This is a genomic window from Lysobacter sp., assembly GCF_035655815.1.
Classification (GTDB): domain Bacteria; phylum Pseudomonadota; class Gammaproteobacteria; order Xanthomonadales; family Xanthomonadaceae; genus Lysobacter_J.
The window spans coordinates 118662-138848 of sequence record NZ_DASRTS010000048.1 but is presented as its reverse complement, the minus strand read 5'-3'; the positions used below and the strand labels follow the sequence as shown (position 1 = coordinate 138848).

Here is a 20187-nt window from a genome sequence, read left to right as displayed (position 1 = left end):
CTGGTGCATCCGGACGACCGCATCGGCGAGCCGTACCTGCGCTGCGATCCGGCCAAGGTCATCGCCATCGTCGAGACCGACGCACCCGACCGCAACTCGCCGTTCTCGCCGCCGGACGCGACCTCGCGCCAGATCGCCGCGCATCTGCTCGACTTCTTCGCGCACGAAGTGCGCCGCGGCCGCCTGACGCCGCAACTGCTGCCGCTGCAGTCCGGCGTGGGCAACATCACCAACGCCGTGCTGGCCGGCCTGGCCGACGCGGGTTACCGCGACCTCACCGCCTTCACCGAGGTCATCCAGGACGGCATGCTCGATTTGCTCAAGCGCGGCGTGCTGCGCATGGCCTCGGCGACGTCGTTCTCGCTCAGCCCCGCGGCGATTGACGAGTTCCTGGACCACGTCGACTTCTACCGCGAACGCATCGTGCTGCGCACGCAGGAGATGTCGAACCATCCGGAGCTGGTGCGCCGTCTGGGCTGCATCGCGATGAACGGCATGATCGAGGTGGACATCTACGGCAACGTCAATTCCACGCACATCGCCGGCAGCAAGATCATGAACGGCATCGGCGGCAGCGGCGACTTCGCGCGCAACCCCTACCTATCGGTGTTCATGTCGCCCAGCACGGCGAAGAACGGCGCGATTTCCTCGATCGTGCCGATGGCCAGCCACGTCGACCACACCGAGCATGACGTCATGGTGGTGGTAACCGAGCAGGGCTTGGCCGACCTGCGCGGGCTGGCACCGAAGCAGCGCGCCCAGCGCATCATCGACGTCTGCGCACATCCGGACTACCGCCCGATGTTGCAGGACTACTTCGACCGCGCCAGCCGCGAGAGCTACGGTAAGCACACCCCGCACCTGCTGGACGAGGCGTTGTCGTGGCACCAGCGGTTCGTGAAGACGGGGACGATGCGGGGGTGACCCGGATCGCCGGAGAGTGCGCCGCGCACAAATGCCAGCCTAGCGCCACGCGAGAGCGCTCTGGATTCGACCGTTCTTCGGCGATGCAGCCTTGGACGATCCGGTCACCGCCTTTGACCTATTGGCGCCTGTTGAGGTGATGCTATGGCCCTGAAGATCAACGACCTCTGCGTCGATTGCGACATTTGCGAGGGCGCGTGCCCGAACGACGCAATCTCCTCGGGAAACGGCCTCTACGTGATCGACCCTGCGCGCTGTACCGAGTGTGTGGGGCATTTCGACGATCCGCAGTGTGTGGCCGTATGTCCAGTGGAGTGCATCGATCCAGACGAACGCTATCCCGAGACGCGGGAGCAATTGCTGGCGAAGCTGGAAGGACTGCGAAAGCACGCTTAGCCGGCCGTGCCGCAGCCTGTCCAACGCATAGAGGGGCGCGCCCACGGCCTCTCGCGGCGAATCGATCACGCAAGCCGCTCTGTATCGCATTCACTCGATCACTGTGCTCATGGTGATGCGCCGCGGGCGTCCTGAATTGACCCCCGTCAAACCACCCACACGTGGCGCGTCCATAGTGGGCTGGCCGAGCAGGCATCGAAAGCCGGGCCGGTTCGCCCGCGCATTCACCCTGGCCGGAGGCGGGGCGTTCTTGTGCCAATCCGCAATTAGGGAGAGGTCGACCGCCGCCCCGCTGCGAGGTAGGTATGGAAGGGAATGCGATGAGCGTTGCCACGACGCGGCACAGTGTGCTCCCCGCTCAAGACCTCCCTTCGCAGGCGTCTGTGCCTGCATAAGCGCGCTTTCTACCGCGCCGATCGCCCTGTCTTGTCGGCTCCCAGATCTGCAGCGGCATCGGTCCGTTGCCCTTCAGAAGGAGAAGCATCATGAAAGCACTCGTTTACCGTGGACCCGGTCGCAAGGAATGGATCGACCGGCCAAAGCCGGAGTTGCGCGAGCCTGGCGATGCGATCGTTCGGGTCACCAGTACGACCATCTGCGGCACCGACCTGCATATCCTCAAAGGCGATGTTCCCGCGGTCGAGAACGGCCGGATCCTCGGGCATGAGGGGGTCGGTATCGTCGAGTCGACGGGTAATGGCGTCAGCCGTTTCAAACCCGGCGATCGCGTGCTCATTTCCTGCATCACGTCCTGCGGGCGCTGCCCGTACTGTCGCAAGCAGCTCTACGCGCACTGCCAGGACGGCGGGTGGATCCTGGGGCACCGCATCGACGGTACGCAAGCCGAGTTCGTACGCATCCCGCACGCCGACAACAGCCTGTACGCAGTACCGGCCGGGGCAGACGAAGCCGCACTGGTGATGCTCAGCGACATTCTGCCAACCGGATTCGAGATCGGCGTCCTGTCGGGGCAGGTGAGGCCCGGTGACACGGTGGCCATTGTCGGCGCAGGCCCGGTTGGTATGGCCACGTTACTCACGGCGAAGTTCTACTCGCCGGCGCGTATTGTCATGGTGGATATGGATCCGGCGCGCCTGCAGCTGGCACGCAGCCTGGGCGCGACCGACACGATCGATGCCGGCAACGAAAATGTGGTCGATAAGCTCATGGAAATGACAGCTGGTGTGGGTGTGGATGTGGCCATCGAGGCGGTGGGTATACCGGCCACGTTCGATATGTGCCAGAAGTCGATTGCACCCGGCGGTCACATCGCCAACGTGGGCGTCCATGGCAAGAGTGTGGAGCTCCATTTGGAAGAGCTGTGGATCCGCAACATCACGCTGACCACCGGCCTGGTCAACACCAACACCACCTCCATGCTGCTGCAGAGTATGCAGGCGGGCACCATCAACCCGTCGCAGCTCATCACCCACCACTTTGATCTGGACGACATCCTGGAGGCGTACGACGTGTTCACGAATGCCTCGCGCGAGAAGGCTATGAAGGTGATCCTCAAGGCGCCGTGACGGCTCACGCCGGCAGGAGGGCATGGCCGAGCAATTTCGCCCTGCCTGCCGGCTTCACCCAATGCTTCTTCACTCCGATTCTCTGACGGTAAACCACCGCCTGGCCGCGCGTGATCGTCCGAATGCATCAAGCCGTTCAGCTGGCCGGAGGGGGCAATTATCCCCGAGCCGGACCGCAATCCGTGCTTGCGAGTGCGTTCATGTGAAAGTTGACCTTGCTCAAAACCTCGGCATCGGTGAGCGCAATAGTGGAATTCCGATGTGGTGCCGTGAATGACATGAGCAAGAAGACGCGTGGCAACTCGCCGCTATGGCAATTGCAGACCCACGCCATGATTCGCGCAGACAAGAGGGCGAGATCCGAGAATCTACTTCGCGCTCGCGCCAACTGGTTTCGAGGTGGCTTGAGCCTCGCAGGCTTCGTCATCGGCGCCCTGGTTGGCCTCCGGGTGGACGGAAGCTGGAACACGATGCTCGTTTCTGGCGCCGCGGGCGTTTCGCTAGGCATGTTGGTGCACTTGCTAATCCACGGACTGTTTACCGACCGACGCCCTTGAATACATCCGGCAGCTTGCTGAGCGGTATGCCGTCGCGCCGACGGCTACCGTGGGGCGGAAGCCGTCCAGACAGTGCCTGGTCCTGCGCAGCAGAATCTGCCCGGAATGCGGCAGCGTTCTGGCATCTAGCGCGAAAGTCGAGATCCACCAACCGGTTTGCGGCTGCCTTAACGCGTGTGTAAGGCGCTGAGAACGGCTGGTGCTATCAGTCGATGCATGGGCTTGATGACAGCCATATAAAGATGGCCCAGCAGGTTGTGCACCGTGACCACTGTCGTAACCGTGACTACAACTTGCGATGGCACGACGCGTTGCAGGTGAACCGAAACTATCACAGTCAAGTGCTTGTCTTGATCTTTCAGCAGCACCTCGTCGAACGTGTTCTCGACCAGCGTGAAGATGCCAACGCGATCTCCGGGGAGATAGCCATGCACGGGCGTCGCTTGATTAAAGCCGCCCAGTGGGCCGAGGTCCTTCAATCCTAGCAAGGACACGGCGCAGTTACGGACCGCCATGCAGGCGTTAACCCAGGCCGGCGTTGCGGCCGCCGCATTCAGAAATTGCTCAAGAGCGGAGAGAGCAGGATTCTTCGCGACAGTCGACCAAGCGTCGTGGAAATCGGAACCGGGGATGAGCTGGGCCACCAGGCTGCCTTCGGGTGGCACAGATGGCATCGTCGACTGGCGCTTGTCAGTGTGCATACGAACCCCGCTCAAAGAGACCGGCGCTATTAACTCCGTGTCGAAGACTTGTCGAGGAACGGTACGACATCGCGAATGAAGCGCAAATCACGCGCTCTGGGCAGACTTCGCTAAATCGATTCTACCGACGAATTGATACTTGCGCTGCTCTCGCCATTGGACTTTGGCTGGGCGATGAGAGCGCTAGTACCTTGCCAGATGTGGCGAAGGGCTTGGCGTTGTTTCGCTGACCACGAGCCGCGTCAATCCTTTGACAACGCGCGTGAGTGAGATTGGATCCGAGCCATTCCGGGCTCAGTTCCGTTTGGTCAGAACAGGAGGTAATCCATGCGCACGAATGGTCTCGGTATCGCTTTGATCGCGCGCGCCGGGGGGCAGATCGTCAGTACGGGCGGTCGTGTCGCGCCGGTCCGGATCAACACGAGCGTCTTAGATGAGGCGAGGCTACACGCCAAGCTCGGCGAGGTCGCCAGCGCATGAGTTCGCAGTCACGTAAGACGGTCTATCGGCCACCCATGGTGGCAGCAGCCGAATCAACCGGCCGCGCGGACGTTGAATCGGTGGAAGCGTTCCTTGCCAGGGGCGGAAGGATCGAGAAGCTCGATGTCACCGAGCGCGCCACACCGATCAACGCGAAAGCGCTGATGTTCCGGATTCGCAAGGACGGTCGCAGTTCCGGTGGAGGCGCTGGACGGCCATGATCCGCGATCGCAATCGCAGGTTGAACCCACATCCTCCCGTTGCCTCGACCAAGCCCGTCGCGGCGTCATTCTCGGCCGAGTCGGTGGAGGCATTCCTTCAGCGGGGTGGGGCGATCGAGGTGCTGGAGCCGGGGGCGCGCGCCAAGCCCCTGCTCCGCAGTGACAAGGGTCCGAGCGCTTCGAGATCGACGCGGTCGTAGTGATCACGACGTGGCACGCTCGTAGTACGGCGTTGGAGCCCACGCGCGTGGGGATGGAGCATGTGCCAAGTCAGCTCCATGCTCATTCGCCTGGCACGGATCGGTGTGTTCCTGGCCGGATGCGCATGCTTCCGTTTGCGCGCCTTGCCACCGCTTGGCGCGCGGTCTGGCGCAGGAGCATGCGCATACCCGGAGTAAAGGCGTCAAGGCTTCAGTAGCTCGACCCGCTCGACGTCCACCTCCACCATTCCGGCCCAGTCACGATCGATCTCGCCGTACAGGCGCAACGGCGTCGTCGCGTCTACCTGCTGCTTGGGAAAGTCCTCCGGATCGATTTCAACGGTGATCGTGCCGCTCCTGTCCCGGAACTCGTACCGATCAGCCTTTAACTGCTGTACAAGCACCCCTTCGAGCATCACGGGCGTGTCGTCCGCCGCTTTGGATGCGGCGACAGCGGTCGTGACAGAGGCCTGAGCATTGGGGCCGACGTACTGCGCTGAGGCAGCGGTCGGCAGCAGCAGGGCAATCAGCAGATACCGGCGATTCATCGTTCTTGTACTCCTCTTTCTGGTGATAGCGTGCTCGTCTGAGCCTCACTGGTGCTCCTAACTTTCGTCGGGATGGCGATCCGAGGGCAGGAGCTTCCAATATCCAAGCCGTCGCATGGCGATCAGAGGCCCATAGATCAGAAACGAACGAAAACACCGGAGCCCGTCGGCATCAAGATTGAAACAGGCCCAAAGTGCGCTGATTCTCGGAGCCCGGAAGCCGCAAAGTTCCGACGGTATCCGTGTCAACGGAAGAAGCGCTTGAGCGACCGGCGCAGCCAGCCGTTCTCCCGGTCGTCCCTCGTCAGTGCGTTCATGCTCGCTTTGACCGACGCTACGTAGTTGGCGTCATCGTTGCGAATGTGGTTTAGCAGCCAACGCGACAAGAGCGCATTCAACTCGCGCGCTACGTCTTCGCCCGTGTTAGCACGAACCTGAAACTCCTGCACGCGGCGCACGAATATGTCGTGGACGCGCTTGTGCGCGTGGGAGAAAGTGTAGCCGGCGTCCTCCATCAGCGCCTCCTCGAAGGAGAAGTGCGACAGCGTGTAGTCGATCAGTTCGTCAATCACGTCAAGGATCGCTTGCGGATCGTTCTGCAACGTCGCGTGGTGCAGTTCGTTGATCATCGCCACGATGCGCCTGTGTTGCGTGTCGATCACGTCGATGCCGGTGTTGAGCGACTCCTGCCACTGGATGATCGTCATCGGTCGTCCTGTATTGCACGGGATCGTCAGTAATAGGGCACGCAGAGTGCCCTCGCTTTGAGGGCGCTCAATTCAGGAAGTGGCGTGCGGACGCTTCCGTAGTGGCTCATGGAGCGATCAAGCTCACGCCATTGGGTGCGAATGGGTCCGCGATGCCAAGCGAGAGTGGCGTGTGCGGCGAAATGTTGCGCCACCGATCAGAGCAGCCGCGCGAACAGCCGGAACTGGAGGCCGCCATGGGATCGTGAATCGCGAAAGCAGTATTCGCTTATTCGATATGTCAAGCTGCCATCGATGCGGAGTTGCTGTCGTGAAGCTAGTGCAAGTGCTCAGCGAGCGTTGGTGCTGATGGGGCCAAGATCGTCGATTCTGATGCTGTGCTGTGTCAGCCGACAGCACAACAGGCGCCCGCCCGCTACTGCCTTTCCTGCTGCAGCGTTGAGGTATTGCGCCTGAAGGACACCGGCACGGAGTATCTCGTCCGGCGCGAAGCTCTCCTTCCAGGTTCGTAGGGGGGCTCCGGGCGAGGCCAAGCCGCCCACCAACGCATGGTGCTCAGCGGGCACATCGGAACGTGTCTTGATGTAGGCGCTCGCTGCCATGCGGGCCTGTGCCGTTGACCAGCCGCCAAACACGATCTCAATGCTGAGGTCGGCATGCGGAATGTTGGACTGCTCTGCCACGGCCACGTACTGAGGCCAGAGTTTGTCGAGTGTCGGACCCAGGTCCGACATGACCCGTTCCATGGTGAAGCCCACCGTATAGCTGGCCTGAAGTACCAGTTGATAGACCAGCAGGAGCAATTGTGCCGAGCCCCGGCCGGCCAACACCAAGTTTCGATGCGGAACAACGAAGACTTTGGCGCCTTCCGTTTCGTGTCCGCTGGATGCCTCATGGGCCAGCGTGTCGACGGCCACCAACAACTCGTCATCCCGTAGCAGAACGTTCAACACGCTCACAAAAGGGACCTCCCGATGCGTCGGAATCCTTGCCGAGGTCGCGTCCTGTACGTGAGGTTAGCCGATCCATCTGGTTGACGCGCGAGTACGTAATTTCGTCTCCGTCCGCTCTGATCCTGCGCAAATCACGCTGCTGGCTACTGCGTACTGTGATCAAGCGCCGCAAGCTCGCGCCCGCAACAGGACTGGCTTGCCCGGCAGCCGCACCGACGCTGTCGCGGTTCGCCTGCCTACGGTAAAGGCTGGGCCTGCCAATACCACATGGATACGGTGATGACCTGTTATCTCGTTGAGCTGTACTCGCCCAATGCCGTCTGGAAAGCGCTGCCGAGAGAGCAACGTATCCGTTTCCTCAACCGCGTCGCGGAAGGCGTTGCCAAGCTTCCCAGCGGCGAGGTCGAGGTGTTGGCCCTGACCGACACAGACGGCACGATCGACAGCGCTGCCGCACATCGCTTCATGGGTATCTGGCGGTTCCCTGAGCCCGCTACGCGCGACATCCTCCTGTCGGCTATTCGAGCCAGTGGCTGGTACGAGTACTTCGAGCACGTGAACGCGAGCGGCCAGGTCGGCGGCTTCTCGAACCACTTGGACGCATTGGCCGACGTATGACGCACGCGCTTCGCATGGACGCGTTGTCGGCGTGCACGGCCGGAGTCATACGAGGGAGTCGGATCGGCCGTCGCTGGCACCTACTGCCGTGGCTGATCTGCAGCTTGGCTATCCCGACTCTACCGCTATGGGCGCAGACCGGGGGAATGGACCAGGAGGTGCTCCGGCAACAGGAGCGGGAGCGGGCCCTGCGCGAGCAGCAGGAGGCGCGACCCGACGTGCGCATGCCGGCCGTAGACGTCTCGCCTACCGACCAGCTGCCGAGTGCCGAGACGCCGTGCTTCGCGATCGGCGAGATCCGCCTGATTGGAGACGGAGCGGGGCGCTTTCGTTGGGCACTCGCCGCCGCGGATCCCGGCGAGGATCCCGCGACGGGTCGATGCCTGGGCACGCAAGGCGTCAACGTGGTCATGAAGCGCGTACAGAACGCGATCGTCGCGCGCGGCTTCGTGACCACCCGCGTGCTCGCCGCACCGCAGGATCTCGCCACTGGCGTGCTCACGCTCACTCTCGTGCCGGGACGCATCCATGCCATCCGATTCGCCGAGAGCGATGTCCATGCGACGGCCTGGAACGCCGTGCCAGCCCGCGCCGGCGACTTGCTGAACCTGCGCGACATCGAGCAGGCCCTGGAGAACTTCCAGCGTATTCCCAGCGTTGCGGCGGATATCCAGATCATCCCGGCCCAGGCAGACGATGCGGGGCCCGGCGACAGCGATCTGGTGATCAGCTGGCACCGGCGCAAACCCGTGCGCGCGAGCGTCACTCTCGACGATGCCGGCTCAGAAGCCACTGGCAAGCTGCAGGCGGGCCTGACAGTCTCGCTCGACAACCTGACCGGCGCCAACGACCTGTTCTACGCGAACTATGGCCACGGCGTCTTCAACGGCCGCGGCCGCGGGACCGAATCCTGGACTGCCCACTGGGACGTGCCGACGGGGTACTGGCTGCTCGGCACGACCGTCAGCCGCTATGACTACCACCAGGCGGTGGCCGGTCCGTTCGAGACCTATGTCTACAGCGGCTCCAGCCAGAACGCTGAGCTGCGCGGGGCTCGCTTGCTGTTCCGCAACGCCACCGCAAAGTTCGGCACCTACGGCCGCGGCTGGTGGAAGGAGTCGGACAACTTCATCAACGACGTCGAGATTGAGGTTCAGCGCCGCCGCACGGCGGGCTGGGAAGTGGGCTTTACCCACAAGCAGTTCCTGGGCAAGGCAACGTTGGATGCCAGCATCGCTTACCGACGTGGCACCGGCGCCTTCGACGCCTTGGCTTCGCCCGAAGAACAGTTCCACGCGAGCGATCCGAGCACGCCACTGGAAGGCACTTCGCGCATGAAGGTGATCACCGCCGATGCGCAGCTTGCAGTGCCGTTCCAACTGGGCCATCAAGCGTTGCGCTACAGCGCCAGCTGGCGTGCGCAGTGGAACCGCACGCCGCTGACTTCGCAGGACCGTTTCGCCATTGGCGGCCGCTACACCGTGCGTGGGTTTGACGGCGAGGTATCCCTCACCGGCGAACGCGGCTGGCTGGTGCGCAACGATCTGGGCCTGGCGCTGGGCGGTGGCCAGGAACTGTATGTCGGCGCCGACTACGGGCACGTCGGTGGGCCCTCGGCAGTCTGGCAGTTGGGCGATCACCTAGGCGGTATGGCGATCGGCTTGCGCGGCGGCTGGAAAGGAATGTCGTGGAATGCCTTTGTAGGCGCGCCGCTGGTGAAGCCCGCCGGTTATCCAACCGCCTACACCACCTTCGGCTTCAACATGGGCTGGTCATTGTAATGGTGGCGACGACAAAGCCACTTCTCGAGCCAACCCCGATAGCGGCGGGTGCAGCAAAGAGGCAGACCTATACCAGCATCCAAGTCTTGCGCGCATTGGCGGCGCTCTTGGTTGTGCTGTTCCACCTTCGTATTGTCGAGGGCAAGTACGGTGCCGGCTCCCCATTCCTGCCGGGCTGGATCGGGTTTGCCGACGGTGGAGTGGACCTGTTCTTTGTAATCTCCGGCTTCGTGATGGCGACAATCGCCGCCGGAAGCTACCGGTCGCGGTCCAATGCGACGACGTTCCTGCTGCGGCGCGCATGGCGAATCCTGCCGCTCTATTGGGGCTACACGACGGTCGTCGTGCTCTTGATGGCCATCATTCCAGGCGCGGTCAACACGTCCTATCAGGGACAGAGCATTCCGGCGTCGTATCTGCTCTGGCCTCAGGCCACGTTGCCGGTCCTTACCGTCGGTTGGACGTTGATTCACGAGGGCTACTTCTACCTGGTGATGGCTTTCGCTATCGCTTGCCTGCCCGAGCGCGCGGTGCCAGCGCTTCTGGCGATATGGGCCCTTGTCGTAGGGGTCGGTCCGCACCTGTTGGAGGCGCGCTCGCCCGGGCTCGACGTGCTGTTGTCGAGCATGACCTGGGAGTTCATCGCAGGCGTCGCCGTGGGCTTGTACTGGCGCCGGATTCCCGCCGTCCTGGGGCTGCCTTTGCTGCTGTTGGGAGCGATCGGCTTTGTGGCCGGCATGATCGCCCTGGGACACCTGTCGGTACCGGGCCTGGTGCCGAATCGGGTTGCGATATTTGGTCTGACCAGCGCGTTGATGATCGCGGGCGCGGTCGTGTACGAGTCCGGGCGTGGCTCGGTGAGCGCACCGGTATGGCAGGCCATTGGAGACAGTTCGTACTCCCTGTACCTGTCGCATGTCTTCGTCATATCGGCGGTCGGACGGCTATGGAAAGCCAGCGCGTTCAACGTGACGGCTTGGGAACATGGCCTGTTTGTCCTGTTTGCCACCTTGCTGAGCCTGGCCGTGGGGCTTGCTTCCTATCGCTGGCTGGAGCGGCCGCTTCTAGTCCGGGGTCGCTCGTTCATCGCGCGCACGGCTGCTCGCCTGCCCCTTCGGTTTCGATCCAAGGCCGTCGTTCTGAACCCTCACGACGATCCATCCAGCAAGACCGCCTGAGCCACGCGAACAAGAACAAGGACGCTGCGTTATGAACCATGTGTACCGCCTCGTATTCAACCGCTCGCTCGGCGTGATGCAGGTGGCCTCGGAACTGGCCGATGCGCCGCACGGCGGCGTCACGGCAGTTGCCGAGACGGTCACCGCCACGGTCTCGTGGTTGCGGTTCGCGCTGTGGGGCGTGCTCGGATTCGTGGCGCCGGCATTCGCGCAGGATGGCCGCATCCTGGCCGATCCGAACGCACCGGGGTCGCAGCGTCCGACGGTGCTGGACGCGGGCAACGGCGTGCCCGTGGTGAACATCACCACGCCCAGCGCGCAGGGTGTGTCACGCAACGCCTACTCGCAGTTCGACGTCGGTCAGCAGGGCGCAATCCTCAACAACGCACGGACGAGCGCGGACACGCAGCTCGCCGGTGGCATCGCCGCCAACCCGTGGGTGGCTACGGGTTCGGCCAAGGTCATCCTTAACGAGGTCAACTCGTCCAATCCGAGTCACCTAAACGGTTACGTGGAGGTCGCCGGCCAGAAGGCGGCGGTCGTGATCGCCAATCCGTCCGGCATTGCCGTCAACGGCGGCGGCTTTGTGAATGCCTCGCGCGTGACCTTGACCACGGGCACGCCGGTGTTCGCCGGCGGCTCGTTGGATCACTACCGGGTCGAAGGCGGCGCGATCACCATTGATGGTGCTGGCCTAGACGCCAGCCGCGCCGACTACACCGATCTGATCACCCGCTCGCTGCAGGTCAATGCCGGCGTGTGGGCCAACCAGCTGCAAGCCACGCTCGGCACCAACACCGTCAGCGCCGACTACACGCAGGTGACCGCCCAGCCCACGGGCGGCGCCGTGCCGACGTATGCGCTCGACGTGGGCGCATTGGGCGGCATGTTCGCGAACAAGATCTTCCTGGTCGGCACCGAACACGGTGTGGGCGTGCGCAACGCCGGTGACATCGGCGCGCAGGCGGGCGAACTGGTCGTCACCGTCGACGGTCGCCTGGAGAACGTCGGCAAGCTGCAGGCGCAGACCGATGCGCGTCTGGACCTGAGTGGTGGCGTGACCAATGCAGGCACGATCAGTGCCGGCCGTGAGGCGATCATTCGGACGGCGCAGGATCTCGACAACAGTGGCGGCACGCTCAACGCCAATCGCATCGTGGTGAACGCGCAATCGCTGCGCAATCGCGATGGTTCGATCGAGCAGACCGGCTCGCAGGCACTGGCGCTAAACGCCGACACGCTCAGCAACCGTGCTCTAGGGCGCATCGGCATCGCCGAGCTCGCGTCGACCGACCCGGGCAATGGTTCTGGCGCCGGTATGGGCGCAGGCTCGGACTCGGCCGGAAGTGAAGACGCTCCAGCTGCGGGCACCGGCGAAAGCGACGTGAGCGTGCCGCTCCCCGTCCCCGAGATCTTGGCAGACGGTGTGCTGAACATCGCCGGCCACCTGAACAACGACGGCGGCGTGATCAATGCCGGTGGCGGTGTGGCGCTGGCCACCGCCAACGGCCTGGACAACAGCGGCGGTCGCCTGGGCCTGCGCGAGCTGACCCTGACGCAAGGCGATCTGGGCAACGCCGGTGGCGAGCTCAATGTCGCCGGCAACGCCAACTTGCGCGTCGGCCAGATCAACAACGACGCCGGCCGCTTCGACATCGCCGGCGTGCTGCAGGTCGAGGCGACCGCGCTCAGCAACCGTGGCGGTACGCTGACCCAAGCCGGCACCGGCGCCTCCTCGGTCCGCATCGCCGGCACACTCGACAACACCGACGGTGCATTTGCGACCAACGCATCGGCACTGACCCTCGACAGCGGCGTGCTGGTGAACGAGCGCGGCCGTATCGAGCACGCCGGTGCGGAGGGGCTGAGCGTGCGTGTCGACACGCTGCACGGTGCCGAAGGCCGCATCGCGACCGCCGGTGCCGCGAACGTGAGTGCCGGTCAGGTCGATCACCGCCAGGCCACGCTCAGCGCTACGCAGGTGGCGATCTCATCGCAGAGCTTCGACAACCGCGGCGGCCAGGTGCTCGCCAGCGGTGCGGACGCCAACACCGTCGAGGTGACCGGCCTCCTCGACAACAGCGACGACGGGCTTGTCGCGAGCCAGGGCGACCTGTCCATCCGCGCCGGCACCCTCGGCAATGCCGGGGGCACGATCCAGCAGGCCGGCGCTGGCACGCTCGCGATCGACGCCGACACGCTGAGCGGCACCGGCGGCACGATTGCCAGCAACGGTGCATTGACCCTCTCCGGCACGACCACCGACCTGCGCGGCGGCACGACCGGCGCCCAGTCGATTTCGATTGACACCGGCACGCTGGTCACTGCGGGCGGCAAGCTCACCGCGGCCGGTACCGAGGCGTTGCGTCTGACCGCGCGCGATCGCCTGGACAACAGCGCGGGCCAGATCGCCACCAATGGCGCAGTGCAGCTGCTGGCCGGTGCCTTGGGCAATGCCGATGGCACGATCAGTGCGGCCGGAACTGATGCGTCGGCTCTGCATGTCGACAACGCCCTCGACAATCGCAGCGGCAAGATCGCCACGGCGGGCGCTCTTGAGGTTGACGCCGGCGACCTGGACAACACCGACGGCGCGCTGCAGGTCGCCAGCGAAGGCGGATTGAAGATCACCGCCGACGGCCGGTTGCGCAACGACGGTGGTGCGATCGAGAGCAACGGCGCGATCGACCTGACCACACAGACGTTCAGCAATGCCGAAGGCACGGTGCAGACTGCGCAGTCGGTCAATGCCACGGTGGTCGATGCCTTCGACAACACCGCCGGCACCGTCGTGGCCGGGGGGAACCTCACGATCGACGCGGGCGCGATGCTCAACCGCGACACCCTAGATCCGACCAATACCGATCCGTCGGCGCAGAAGGGCTTGTTCGGGCAGCAGGTCAGTGTGCGCGCGGACGTCATCGACAACACCCGCGGTCAGCTCCATGCCGCCGGTGCCCTTGCGCTCGCCGGTCGCACGCAGGCGGGTGCGGCGCTGACGAACACCGGCGGCGCCATCGACGGCACTGGCGCCGTCACCGCGGCCGCCACGACCTTCGAGAATGCGGCTGGCCAGTTGGTGCAGCGCGGTGCCGACGGTGTGCTGTCCTTGACCGTCGACGGGTTACTGGGCAACACGGCTGGTGGCCTGATCGGCGCCGAAGGCGACGTGAATGTGCAGGCCGGCGCAATCGACAACACCGCCGGCACGGTCTTCGCCGCCGGCGATCTGGCCGCCACCAGCGTCGGTGACATCCGCAACCGCGACGGCGGTCTGTTCCAGAGCAATGGTGACCTCACGGTCAGCGTCGGCGGCGCCCTCGACAATTCTGACGGCATCCTCGATGCCACGGGCCGTGCCGTGCTGGACGCGGTCCGCATCGACAACGTGCGCGGTCAAGTGTTGGCGGGCGGGGTCACTGACGAAACGGCGCTGACCGTGAGCACCTCCGCCCTGAACAACCAGGGCGGTACCCTCGGCACCCGCGACGGTGATCTCGCGCTCAACGTCACCACCATCGACAACGGCGCCGCCGGCAAGCTGGTCGCGCAGCGCGACATCGCGTTCAACTCGACCACTAGCGTGAGCAATGCCGGCGGCACCGTGTTCGCCGCGCGCAACCTCGCCTACGAGAACGCCGCTGGCACGCTGGACAACGCCGGCGGCCAATTCGGTGCGGGTGACACCGCCCACATCACGCTGGCCAACGTCGGCAACACCAACAGCGGCCGCATCCAGGCCGGGACCGTCTGGCTGACCACGCCGAGCCTGGACATTACCGGTGGCGAAGTCGCGGCCAACACCCTGCACGCGGACCTGGCCACCTTGACTGGCTTGGGCCGCCTGTACGGCGCACAGTGGCTGGACGTCGACTTCAGCGGCGACTTCGCCTACGAGAGCGGCCAGCGCTTCGAGAGCGATGTGCTGCTGGATCTGACCGTGGCCGGTGCGTTCACCAACCGCGGCACGTTGCAGACGGCGGGCGAACTGGCGCTGACTGCCGCGAGCCTGAGCAATCACGGCACGATCAACGCCAGCAACGCCGACGGCACCGGCCTGACCCGCATCGATGTCGCGAAGGCGCTCGACAACCAGCGCGGTGCCAGCCTGGAAGGCGACACCCTCGTTCTGACGGCGACAGATATCACCAACACCGGCGATATCGTCGGCGACGCGGTGTCCATCGATGCCGAGACGCTGACCAACGGCCGCGACCTGGGAACCGCGGTGGCCGCGGTTGACTACGGTGAAGGATTCATCGGCGCGGCCGAACTGCTCGAGCTACGCGTCGGTCAGCGCGTATCAAATCTGGATGGCGACCTGTTCAGTGGCGGCGACCTGACCATCGGCGGCCGTACCGCAGGCAGCCGCGTCGCCGTGGTCGAGAACGTGTCCGGCCGTATCCAGGCCGAAGGTGACCTCACCATTGCCGCCGACCAGCTGGTGAACGAGCGGCGCATGATCGCCACGGAGACCTACAACCTCTCACCGGAAGAGCAATACGCGCTCGGCTCGCAGCGCCAGTTCGATGAGGCGTTCGCTACGTTGACCGATGCCGAGCGCCAGCGCCTGCAGTACCTCAACAGCCGCAGCGCGGCCAACCTGTCGGCGGCCGAGATCCTGGAGAAGAAGGCGCTCAACCACAAGGTCGGCTGGCAGACCGTGGACCACGTCAGCGACGAGATGCTGGCGGCCATCAACGACTGGTACACCAATGTTGCCGCGCCCGAACATGGCGCGTACGAAGGGTATGTGATCGACGACGCCGGCACCGCGGCCGACAACCCTGGCGCCGAGGTCATCCAGCGCGACACGTACACCACCGGTGAGCGCCTGATCGCCGGTGGCACCAGCGCGGCCGGTCAGATCGTGTCGGGCGGCGACATGACGCTCGACGTGAGCCAGCGCGTGCGCAACCACGCCTCGCAGATCGCGGCGGGCGGCTATCTGACGATCGCCGGCCAGCATTACACCGGCACCAGTGAAGGCTCGGATGCGCGTATCGAGAACATCGCCGTCGTCGGTCAACTCACGGGCGAGCGCGAAACCCAAGCCTGGGTCTACCCCGAGATTCCAACCATGTATCGCGACTACCGGGGTTGGAACCGCACCGTGGCCGAGGTGATCGGCTACCTACGCGAGGGCATCACCACAGCCGGTCCGACGCTGCTGACCGCGAGCATCACGGCTGGCCAAGGCCTGAGCATCCAGGTCGGCGACATCACCAACACCGCGGTTAGCAACGGCGGTGGTCTGTCCGACCTCAATGGCGGTTCGCTCAGCGGTCCGGGCAGCACCGGGCTGGGGCATCCCGGTGGCGTGGCCGGTGCGAACGGTCCGGGCGGTCCGGCCGGTGTCGGCGCGCAGGTCGTCGGCACGCCCGAGCGCCCGCTGCCCGGCCTGGTGCCGTCCGACAACGGCATGTTCGACATCCACGCGGATCCGAATGCCGAATTCCTGGTCACCACCGCGCCACGCTTCGCCAAGGGCGACGGCACCGGTTCGAGCTACCTGCTGAACCGGCTCGGCGTCACCACCGACCTGCACAAGCGCCTCGGCGATGGCTACTACGAGCAGCGCCTGGTCATGGAGCAGATCCTGAGCCTGACCGGCCGGCGCTCGCTGACCGGCAACGGCGACGGTTTCGAGCAGTACCGCGAGCTGATGGACCATGCGGCGGACGAGGCGGCCCGGCTGGGCTTCCAGTTGGGCGCGCCGTTGACCAGCGCGCAGATCGCCGCCCTGAACCAGGACATCGTCTGGCTGGTCGAGCAGGAGGTGAACGGCCAGACCGTGCTGGTGCCGGTCGTGTACCTGTCCAAGGCCACCGCCGACAAGATGAAGTCGGCCGGCGCGCTAATGGCGGCCGACACGGTCGACATTCAGTCCAGCGGCTCCGTGCGCAACGACGGCATGCTGGACAGCACCCGCGGCACCTGGCTGAGCGCCGACACGTTGATCAACGACGGCGCGATCCGCAGCGAGGGCCGGGTCGACATCGCCACGGTCGGCGACACGCTCAACCGCGGCAAGCTGGTCGGGAACACGGTTGCCATCGACGCCGGTGCCGACGTGGTCAACACCGTTCGGTTTGATGGCGTGAATGCGACCGGCGGCGTGATCCAAGCCGGCACCGGCGGCACGCAGATCAGTGCAGGCCACGATGTGGTCAACCAGGGCACGATCACCAGCGACGGCCATGCCGTGATCAGTGCGGGCCGCGACTTCGTGCAGAACGCGGCCACGGCCGATACGAAGGCGGGCAAGATCAATGCGCCGGCGGGTTCTATTGCCAGTACCGGCAGCACGGTGGTGACGGCCGGTCAGGATGCGATCCTCGACCAGAGCGCCATCACGGCCGGCCAGCACATGGTGATCGACGCCGGCCGCGATGTGACGTTCATTGCCAGCGACGTCGTGGCCGACGGCAGCATTGCCGTGACCGCGGGCCGCGACATCGTCAGCGAGACGGTAAGCGACTCGATCACCGTGATCGAGCAGACTTCCACGCGCGAGGGGAAGAAGCGCACCAAGACTACGACCACCACCACCGACCAGACCGTCACTGGCAGCACGTTCCAGGCCGGCGGCGACATCGCGATGGTGGCCGATCGGGATATCACGCTGACCGCAGCCACGGTGCACAGCGACGAAGGCGGTATCGCCCTGTCGGCCGGTCGAGACGTGAACCTGCGTGTCGCCTATGAGACCGACAGCACCATGCAGGACAGCGTGTCCAAGAAAAAGAACACGTTGTCGAAGACCACGACGACCACCCACTACGAGGCGAGCGACACGACCGCAGTCGGTACCACGCTGTCCGGCGATCGGGTCAGTGTTGCCGCCGGGCGTGACATCACTGCCCAGGCGGCAGCCGTGGTGGCCACCCGCGATGTCGCCATGGCGGCCGGCCGCAACCTGACCCTCACCACCGCCGAGGTAACCCATACCGAGAGCTACAGCACGAGCACGAAGAAGTCAGGCGTGTTCGGTGCCGGCGCCGGCTTCACCGTTGGCCAGCAGAAGGTGCAGCAGGGTTACGAGCTTACGGAGACTACGCACCAGGGCACCGTGATCGGTGCGTTGGGCGGTAGCGTCTCGCTGTCGGCCGGCAATGCCGTGCACATTACCGGCAGCGATGTGCTGTCCGAGACGGGCACCGCGATCGTAGGCAAGAGTGTGACCATCGACGCGGCGGTGGACACCACCGAACTCACCCAGAGCTACAAACAAAGCAGTGCAGGCCTGCACGTGGGCCTGAAGGGCGGCGCCGTGAGTGCCCTGGAGGCGGCCTACGCGAAAGGCAAGGCGGCCGAAGAGGTGGATGACGACCGCCTCAAGGCACTGTACGCCGCACAGGCTGGGATGGCCGCCAAGGATGCGTACGACGGCGCGAAGGCGATGGCCAATGGAGCCTCGGCCAAGGACGCGGGCATCAGCCTGCGTATCGGCATCGGCGCCAGTAGCGCTTCGGCACAGACCACTACGACGAACGAGAGCACGAAGGGCAGTAGCATCCAGAGCAACGGCGGCGTCAGCATCGCAGCCACCGATGGCGACCTGAACGTCGTCGGCAGCCAGGTCGATGGGCGGACGGTGGCGTTGGCGGCGACCGGCGACATCAACTTGCGCAGCCAGGAGGAACAACACACGACGGCCAGTCGTAACAAGAATGGCAGCACCGAGGTGGGCGTCAGCATCGGTTCGACAACGGGGTTCTACGTCAGTGCAGATGTCGGCCGAGGCAAAGCGTCCGGTAACGGCACAACGCATGCCGAGACCGTCGTCCGCGGTCGGGACGGTGTGTCGTTTGTCAGCGGTGGCGACACCACCCTGGAAGGGGCGCAGCTGATCGGCGACCGCATCGTCGGTCAGGTTGGTGGCAACTTTAACGTCATCAGCCAGCAGGACACCGACGACTACAGCAGCAGACAAGAACAAGCTGGCGGCGAATTCGTGTGGGGCGCCGGTGGCAGCGCGTACTATGGCCAGCAGACGGCAGACAGCCACTACCGCAGCGCCCAGGAACAGTCGGGCGTCCAGGCTGGCGGTGGCGGGTTCCAGATCGACGTGACCGGCAATACCCACTTGAAGGGAGGTGCGCTGGCGTCGACGGCCGCTCCGGGCCACAACCAGCTAATCACCGGCACCCTAAGCATCGAACATCTGGAAAACCAGGCCACGGCTGAAGCCGAAGGGCGCAACTTGGGTGCCAACAGCAACATGTTCAGCGGCAGCAAATACGCGGCTGCCCAAGGGATAGCGCAGAACCTGATGGGCGGTGGAGACGATGCTGATCAGCGCAACAGCACAACCCACGCCGACATTGCCGATGGCAGCGTTGTCATCAGGAACGGAGACACCACTGCCTTGGCAGAACTGGCGCGCACCGCGACCACCCTCGATGGCAATGGCGTCGCGCCACTGGACCTGCAGGAGCTGCAGGAACAGGTCGCGTGGGAGCAGGCCGTCAAAGGCGAGGTCTACACGCAGGCCATCAAGTTCACCGACGAGGCCTACAGGACCATGTTCCTGGAAGAGGTCAAAGTGTATGTCGTGGAAAAGGACAGCGAGGGCAATCAGCTGCCACCGCGGGAGCTGACGCAGGAAGAAAAATTCAACTTAAAGCCGGCCGCCGATGGCAAGGTCCACATTGCCGACAACGGCATCAACAATGATCTCAACGGTGCGAACAAGTATGCGGAGCAACATTCAACGGCAGACGGTCCGCAATACTTCATTCACTTCCCGAAAGCGGAGAACAGGCTGTCGGAGCTACTTATCGCCGGCTACCAAAAATACCTGGAAAGCGACGCTTTGGGGCTGGCCAACGCGACCGATCTAACCCGCGAGTACATGCTGCTTTACGGTCAAGATGGCTTGCATCTGGACGGGCACAGCCGCGGATCGCTCACCGTAGGCAATGCCATGGAGTCGCTAGAGAACCTGTCCAACTCAAGTGGTCTGCTGAGCGGCTCAACGGTGAGCTTCTTTGGCCCCGCGTACAACGCGGCGGCGGCGGATGCGCTGCTAAGCCATCTGCAGAATCGCGATTCATGGGCGAACCCCCAGGAAGGCGTGCTGACTCTGCAGAACCACCAAAACGACATTGTGGGTGGCTGGATCGGGCTCAATCCGAGCACTGGCGGCGTAACTCCGTCCCAAAGCAATTCCGCATGGGAGATGCTCCGGGTCTTAGGTGGGGAAGATACGCCTCATAACTGCTACGGAGTGGCTGGGCCCGGGTGCACGGAACTCTGGCAGGGCTCACCAGGTAATCAATCAGTTCCTGTGCCAATCAATCAGGTACCAATGTCGAGAGCAGAGGAAATCTTGTATCGGATCGAAGCTTGGAGAGGATCCTTCAAATGAGAAGTTACCTCCTGATTCTTGTTG

The 20187-nt window shown here is 64.3% G+C and carries 13 protein-coding genes; 9 read left to right on the top strand and 4 right to left on the bottom strand.

Annotated elements, in window-relative coordinates; all coding sequences use genetic code 11:
- From VFE83_RS13805 to VFE83_RS13795, 3 genes are all read left to right on the top strand, one after another.
- A partial coding sequence (locus VFE83_RS13805) for an acetyl-CoA hydrolase/transferase C-terminal domain-containing protein (protein ID WP_324907097.1) occupies positions 1-924 on the top strand: 924 nt, incomplete at its 5' end.
- Positions 925-1068: 144 nt separating this feature from the next.
- On the top strand, positions 1069-1320 hold the full coding sequence (locus VFE83_RS13800; protein ID WP_324907095.1) for a YfhL family 4Fe-4S dicluster ferredoxin: 252 nt from the start codon (positions 1069-1071) through the stop codon (positions 1318-1320).
- Positions 1321-1805: 485 nt separating this feature from the next.
- A complete protein-coding gene (locus tag VFE83_RS13795) occupies positions 1806-2846 on the top strand; it encodes a zinc-dependent alcohol dehydrogenase family protein (RefSeq protein WP_324907093.1) in 1041 nt (346 codons plus the stop codon).
- Between the two features lie 724 nt (positions 2847-3570).
- On the opposite strand, the gene VFE83_RS13790 is transcribed toward VFE83_RS13795, so the two are convergent.
- Positions 3571-4104 carry a DUF2867 domain-containing protein gene (locus VFE83_RS13790; RefSeq protein WP_324907091.1) on the bottom strand — a complete coding sequence of 178 codons (534 nt, stop codon included), beginning with the start codon at positions 4102-4104 and terminating at the stop codon, positions 3571-3573.
- A gap of 327 nt (positions 4105-4431) precedes the next feature.
- Between VFE83_RS13790 and VFE83_RS13785 the strand changes: the two genes are divergently transcribed.
- Positions 4432-4584, top strand: a complete 153-nt coding sequence (locus VFE83_RS13785) for a hypothetical protein (RefSeq protein ID WP_324907089.1) — start codon at positions 4432-4434, stop codon at positions 4582-4584.
- Positions 4581-4805 carry a hypothetical protein gene (locus tag VFE83_RS13780; RefSeq protein WP_324907087.1) on the top strand — a complete coding sequence of 75 codons (225 nt, stop codon included), beginning with the start codon at positions 4581-4583 and terminating at the stop codon, positions 4803-4805. Before VFE83_RS13785 ends, VFE83_RS13780 begins: the two co-directional genes overlap by 4 nt.
- A gap of 403 nt (positions 4806-5208) precedes the next feature.
- Here the strand turns inward: VFE83_RS13780 and VFE83_RS13775 are convergent, their stop codons facing one another.
- From VFE83_RS13775 to VFE83_RS13765, 3 genes are all read right to left on the bottom strand, one after another.
- Positions 5209-5553 (bottom strand): NirD/YgiW/YdeI family stress tolerance protein, encoded by a 345-nt coding sequence (locus VFE83_RS13775; RefSeq protein ID WP_324907085.1) that lies wholly within the window; start codon positions 5551-5553, stop codon positions 5209-5211.
- Between the two features lie 245 nt (positions 5554-5798).
- Complete coding sequence (locus tag VFE83_RS13770) at positions 5799-6260, bottom strand: bacteriohemerythrin (RefSeq protein ID WP_324907082.1); 462 nt, start codon at positions 6258-6260, stop codon at positions 5799-5801.
- Between the two features lie 329 nt (positions 6261-6589).
- Positions 6590-7219 (bottom strand): hypothetical protein, encoded by a 630-nt coding sequence (locus VFE83_RS13765; RefSeq protein ID WP_324907080.1) that lies wholly within the window; start codon positions 7217-7219, stop codon positions 6590-6592.
- 261 nt (positions 7220-7480) lie between these two features.
- Here VFE83_RS13765 and VFE83_RS13760 point away from each other — a divergent pair, with 261 nt between their 5' ends.
- The 4 genes from VFE83_RS13760 to VFE83_RS13745 all read left to right on the top strand — a co-directional run bounded on the left by VFE83_RS13760 (position 7481) and on the right by VFE83_RS13745 (position 20163).
- On the top strand, positions 7481-7831 hold the full coding sequence (locus VFE83_RS13760; RefSeq protein WP_324907078.1) for a DUF6616 family protein: 351 nt from the start codon (positions 7481-7483) through the stop codon (positions 7829-7831).
- Positions 7832-7977: 146 nt separating this feature from the next.
- Complete coding sequence (locus VFE83_RS13755) at positions 7978-9612, top strand: ShlB/FhaC/HecB family hemolysin secretion/activation protein (RefSeq protein ID WP_324907076.1); 1635 nt, start codon at positions 7978-7980, stop codon at positions 9610-9612.
- An 86-nt stretch (positions 9613-9698) separates the two neighbouring features.
- Positions 9699-10790, top strand: a complete 1092-nt coding sequence (locus VFE83_RS13750; RefSeq protein ID WP_324907074.1) for an acyltransferase — start codon at positions 9699-9701, stop codon at positions 10788-10790.
- A gap of 31 nt (positions 10791-10821) precedes the next feature.
- Positions 10822-20163 (top strand): hemagglutinin repeat-containing protein, encoded by a 9342-nt coding sequence (locus VFE83_RS13745; RefSeq protein WP_324907072.1) that lies wholly within the window; start codon positions 10822-10824, stop codon positions 20161-20163.
- Positions 20164-20187 lie beyond the last annotated feature (24 nt).